The sequence below is a fragment of the Oleiphilus sp. HI0117 genome, from assembly GCF_001635235.1.
The window spans coordinates 1-775 of sequence record NZ_LWGA01001159.1 but is presented as its reverse complement, the minus strand read 5'-3'; the positions used below and the strand labels follow the sequence as shown (position 1 = coordinate 775).

Genomic DNA, 775 nt, shown 5'->3' with positions numbered 1-775 from the left:
CGAAGCGCTCAATCACTTCGTCCGACAAGCCACGCCTTTTCAGGTAGTCCTGAGCACGCGATTTATTGGCATGAGACTTTAGCGCATCCCTGTATTTCAGATTTGCGTACTCTAAAGCTTCCCACAACTTTGCTTGAAGGCTGTATACCTTTTGGACTTTTTCGTCTCTCGGCACCTCGATGCCAGCGATCTTCGCCAGCTCTTCAACCGCTTCATTAAAATCCAGGTTATCGTGTTCGCGCAGGAAGTTAATACTGTTACCACTCGCGCCACAACCAAAGCAGTGGTAGAAGTTCTTTTGAGCGTTAACGTGAAAAGAGGGTGTTTTTTCTTGATGGAAAGGACAACAGGCCTTCAGTGCAGTACCCGCTTTTTTAAGCTGTACGCGCGAACCCACAACTTCGGCGATAGGCACTCGCGCGACGAGGTCTTCTATAAAATCTTGTGGGATTAATCCTGCCATCTGCTACGACACACTACTCAATGAAGATGCATAATATAGCATAAGCCATGAAACAAAGACTAAATGACTACCTTGTAGTAGACCCGCTCTGTTCAAGAGATAATTGGAATTGAAGTCTAGCTAGCTAAGCGCTGCTTAACGATCTGGCTTACCTTACCGACGTCAGCTCGACCTTGAAGCTGAGGCTTAAGCACCGCCATCACCTTGCCCATATCCCGAACTGATTCTGCTCCAGAGCTCGCCACTGCCTCGGCGACCAAAGCATCAATTTCCTCGGCAGTCAGTGCCGCGGGTAGAAACGTCTCAATCACA

At 48.4% G+C, this 775-nt stretch carries 2 protein-coding genes; both read right to left on the bottom strand.

What is annotated here, in order from left to right:
- Positions 1-463: CHC2 zinc finger domain-containing protein (locus A3757_RS20565; RefSeq protein ID WP_231878338.1), on the bottom strand; the 463-nt coding region annotated here is incomplete at its 3' end.
- 116 nt (positions 464-579) lie between these two features.
- Positions 580-775, bottom strand: a 196-nt coding sequence (locus A3757_RS20560) for a GatB/YqeY domain-containing protein (protein WP_197470171.1), incomplete at its 5' end; no start/stop codon positions are given.